Source organism: Microbacterium sp., assembly GCF_031178525.1.
Classification (GTDB): Bacteria; Actinomycetota; Actinomycetes; order Actinomycetales; family Microbacteriaceae; genus Microbacterium.
Genome location: NZ_JAPSJA010000221.1, coordinates 1 through 3,886, shown reverse-complemented (window position 1 = coordinate 3,886; position 3,886 = coordinate 1). Strand labels below are relative to the sequence as shown.

General features: G+C 69.8%; 2 protein-coding genes and 1 pseudogene. 1 reads left to right on the top strand and 2 read right to left on the bottom strand.

Going from position 1 to position 3,886, the window contains the following annotated elements; translation table 11 throughout:
• Positions 1–2,101: pseudogene (locus tag RIF89_RS11935) on the bottom strand (hypothetical protein); the annotation flags it as partial.
• Between the two features lie 254 nt (positions 2,102–2,355).
• Here RIF89_RS11935 and RIF89_RS11930 point away from each other — a divergent pair.
• The gene (locus tag RIF89_RS11930; protein ID WP_309069327.1) at positions 2,356–3,477 is read left to right on the top strand and encodes an Rv2578c family radical SAM protein; all 1,122 of its coding nucleotides are present in this window, start codon (positions 2,356–2,358) and stop codon (positions 3,475–3,477) included.
• 81 nt (positions 3,478–3,558) lie between these two features.
• Here RIF89_RS11930 and RIF89_RS11925 read toward each other — a convergent pair.
• The coding region (locus RIF89_RS11925; protein WP_309069326.1) for a M15 family metallopeptidase at positions 3,559–3,886 on the bottom strand (328 nt) is incomplete at its 5' end.

Below are 3,886 nucleotides of genomic sequence, written 5' to 3'. Positions count from 1 at the left end.
CGGCCGAGGGAGCGCCGTCGGTCTCGGAGTCGACCGAACCGCCGAGCATCAGAGGCGCCGTGGCGCCGCCGGCGGCCAGCCCCTGGATGCCGTGACGCGGGCCGTCCGCCGCGAGCGTCGTGCCGTAGGAGTCGGGCGCGTCACCGAAGTCGAGCAGGATCGGCGAGGACGCGCAGCGCGCGCCGTCGTTCTGCGCCGACGCGGGACCCTCGGCGAACAGCGTGGCCGTCACATCCTGGATGTCGATGCGGTTGATCCGCCCGTCGGCGTTGCTGGAGGAGTACAGGAACCCGTCGGCATCGGCGTACACCGCACCCACCGCGCTGATCGGCACGTCGAGCGATCCGACATTCTCGAGCGTGTGCGTGTCGAGGTTGAAGCGGACGAGCACGCCGGTGCCTCCGGCGGCGGTACCGACGGAGTAGAGGTAGTCGCCCCCACCGGGAACGGCGGCCCAGTCGGCGATGGCCGGAACACCCGTCGGGAACGTGAGCGCACCCGAGTCGATCACCGTCCGGTACGTCGGCGAACCGGGCACCAGGTCGATCTCATACCACTCGGTGGTGTTGGCCACCCAGTAGTGCCCGTCGGCGTCGACATCGCCGACGTGGAACGTGGTCTCGATGCCGGGCACCTGGCCGAGCGACTGCACGCTGCCGTCGGGCCCGACGCGCACCATCTCGTACGGCTCTGTCGTCGTCGTGTAGCCGTAGACGTACCCGTCGAGGATGTTGAAGCCCGTCGCGTTGATGTTGCGCGGGAAGATGTTCGGCTGGGTCTCGTACTCGCCGGTCACGAGGTCGATGGTCGAGACCGAGCCGGGGATGTTCTGGTAGAGCAGACCCGGCGCGTTCGAGGTGCAGCTGAAGGCCGGCTGCTCGCGGAACTCCACCGGCGCCTCGCCCGGCTGGTTCAGGCCGACCGTGGTCACGTTGTCGGGGCCGTTCACGTACGCGGCGGCGGTCGTGGACGTGACATCGACCGTGATGGTGCAGGACGCCTGGCCGGCCGCGAGGTTGCCGTCGGCGATCGAGATGGAGGACGCCCCGGGCGCGGCCGTGGTGTCGGCGTCGCACGTGCCGCCGATGTTCGGCTGCGCCGCCACGGTGAGCCCCGTGGGCAGCGCGTCCGTGAACGACCAGCCGGCCTTGGCCGCGAGCTCGCTCGTGTTGGTGACGGTGAAGGTGAGCGTGCTCGAACCGCCCACGTATAGGCTGGTCGGGCTGAAGCTCTTGTCGAGCTGCGGCGTGACGTCCAGGACGCGGATGTTGTCGAACGCCGCGTCGTTGCCCACGCCGCTGCCGTTGGCGTTCACCATGCGGATGCCGAGCGACGCACCGTCGAACAGGACAGAGCCGTTCGAGGTGTAGGTGCCGACGCTGACATCGGCAGCTGCGACTCCGCCGACCGCCGGAGCCGGGACCGTCTCACTCGACGTGCAGGCATTCAGCTGCCCGCCGACGGGGGTGGCGGTGCCTGCTTCCGAGACGAAGGAGAACTGGTACAGGGGAGGGGAGACCTGGCAGTTCTTGGCTGCGGTGTCGACGCTGAACGTGAGGAAGCGGCCCGAGGCGCTCGCCAGCGGGATCGGATCGACGGTCGCGAACTGGACGGCGTTCGCGCCCGGGTTTCCCTCGGTGTACGCCGCGACAGCGTCGTTCGCGTTGGGGTCGGTCGCGTCGGAGTGGACGCCGAGCGCGTAGGTGAGCTGACGCAGGTTGGCGGAGCTGACCGCCGACCCGCAGTTGCCCTGGTTCGTGTACGAGATGTTGAAGTTGACGATCTGCCCGTTGCAGTTCTGCAGCCAGACGGCGTCGGCCGTGTACCTCTGCCCGTCAGCGCCCGTATACGCGGCCAGGCCGACCGGGGCGGTGCCTGAGACGTTCTCGAAGTCCTCCTCGAAGAGCACGCTCGGGTCGCTCGGCGTGCCCGGGTTGCCCGGCGCCATCCTCGGCGACACGGGCGCGGCCGCCTGCGCCTCTGTCGGGGCCATGACGACGCCCGCGATGCCGAACATGCCCGCCACGAGTGCGGCGACCGAGAGGGCCGCCGTCGCCCTTCTGACGCGAGTCCTCGAACCCCTGATCCCCCATGCGCGCATCGCGAACTCCCCCTGATTGCCTGACGCTCTCGGGCGCCGGCGGTCTCCGCTCGTAGACGAGCTGAACGTCTGCTGTGCCAGAGCGCCCCGTTCTTCCTACCCCGCCGGCCGCGCAGGCTCATATCTTTCGCCCCGTTTTTCACCCCGGCATCACCCCTCTCGCCCTCGCCCCGACCGCGACCCCGCAGGCTCGGGAAGGGAACGCTTCTTCGAACTGGCTTGACTTCGCTTCGTATTTTTGTTCGACTAGGCGCGTGAGATGGCAGGGGCAGGAGCTCGGCGTGGAGGACGTCAACGCGCTGCCCGGCATGGAGGTCCTCGACGGCTTGGTGCGCAGCGTGACGACGCCCGAGTTCGCGGGCATGACGTTCCACGAGGTCGCGGCGAAGTCGGCCCTCAACCACGTACCGCGCTCGAGCAGCATGCCCTTCGACTGGACGATCAATCCCTACCGTGGATGCACTCATGCCTGCGTCTACTGCTTCGCCCGCGGGACGCACGAGTACCTCGACCTCGACGCGGGGAAGGACTTCGACTCCCAGATCGTCGTGAAGGTGAACGTCGACGAGGTGCTGCGACGCGAGCTCGCGCGGCCGAGCTGGAATCGCGAGCACGTGGCTCTCGGCACGAACACCGACCCGTACCAGCGCGCCGAGGGGCGATACAAGCTGATGCCGGGCATCACGACCGCGCTCGCCGAGTCGGGAACCCCGTTCTCGATCCTGACCAAAGGCTCGCTGCTGCGGCGCGACCTGCCGCTGCTGACGCGGCTGCACGATCAGGTGCCGATCTCGATCGCGATGTCGATCGCGGTCTACGACGACGAGCTTCAGCAGGCGATCGAGCCCGGCACGCCGACCGCGCAGGCGCGCCTCGACACCGTGCGAGCGGCCACAGACGCGGGGTTCGCCGTCTCGGTGTTCATGATGCCGATCCTGCCCCACCTCACCGACTCCCCGGAGGCGCTGGACGCGGCGCTCACGCGGGTGAAGGCCGCCGGCGCCGCACGGGTCGTGCACGGCGCACTGCACCTGCGACCGGGGGTCAAGCCCTGGTTCATGCGATGGCTCGCGCGCGAGCATCCGGAGCTGCTGCCTGTGTACCGCGGGCTGTATCCCGGGGCGTCGGTGAACGCCCCACAGGCGTACCGCTCGATGCTGTCTCAGCGCGTGCGCCCGCTGATCCGCTCGCACCGGCTCTACGGCCGCTCGGACGAGGATCCATGGCGCCGGCCCGCGCCTCCCGGATCCGCGCAGCCGGGATCGGAGCAGCCGGGGCCTGCGCAGCCGACCCCGGCGCGGATCATCACGACGTCCCGGGGCCGCGCCTCGGCGAAGGCCCGGCCGCAGCCACCGGAACCCGCGCGCCTGTTCTGACGCGCGTGGCATCACCGGCGGAGGCGACGGATCCGGATCGGCGACAGCCGGATCGGATGAACGGTCGTCGGTCGAAGCGGATCAGCCGTAGTCGGGAGCGGCGGGCAGGCCGAAGAACTCCTCGAGCGTGTGATGACCGCCCTCGTGATAGACCTCGGCGAGTTCCGGACCGATGTATCGAAGGTGCCACGGCTCGGGCTCGTATCCGGTCGCGTGCGTGTGGCCGTGCTCGTAGCGGATGATCCAGCCGTAGCGCCAGGAGTTCTGAGCGAGCCAGTCGCCCTGGGCGGTCCCGCCCAGCTCGTAGATCGTGCCGCAGCCGGCGGCACCGCACGCGACCACGTCGGCCGCGAGCCCGAGCTGATGCTCGCTGAATCCCGGCCGCGCCGACAGCGCGTCGGCCTCCTGC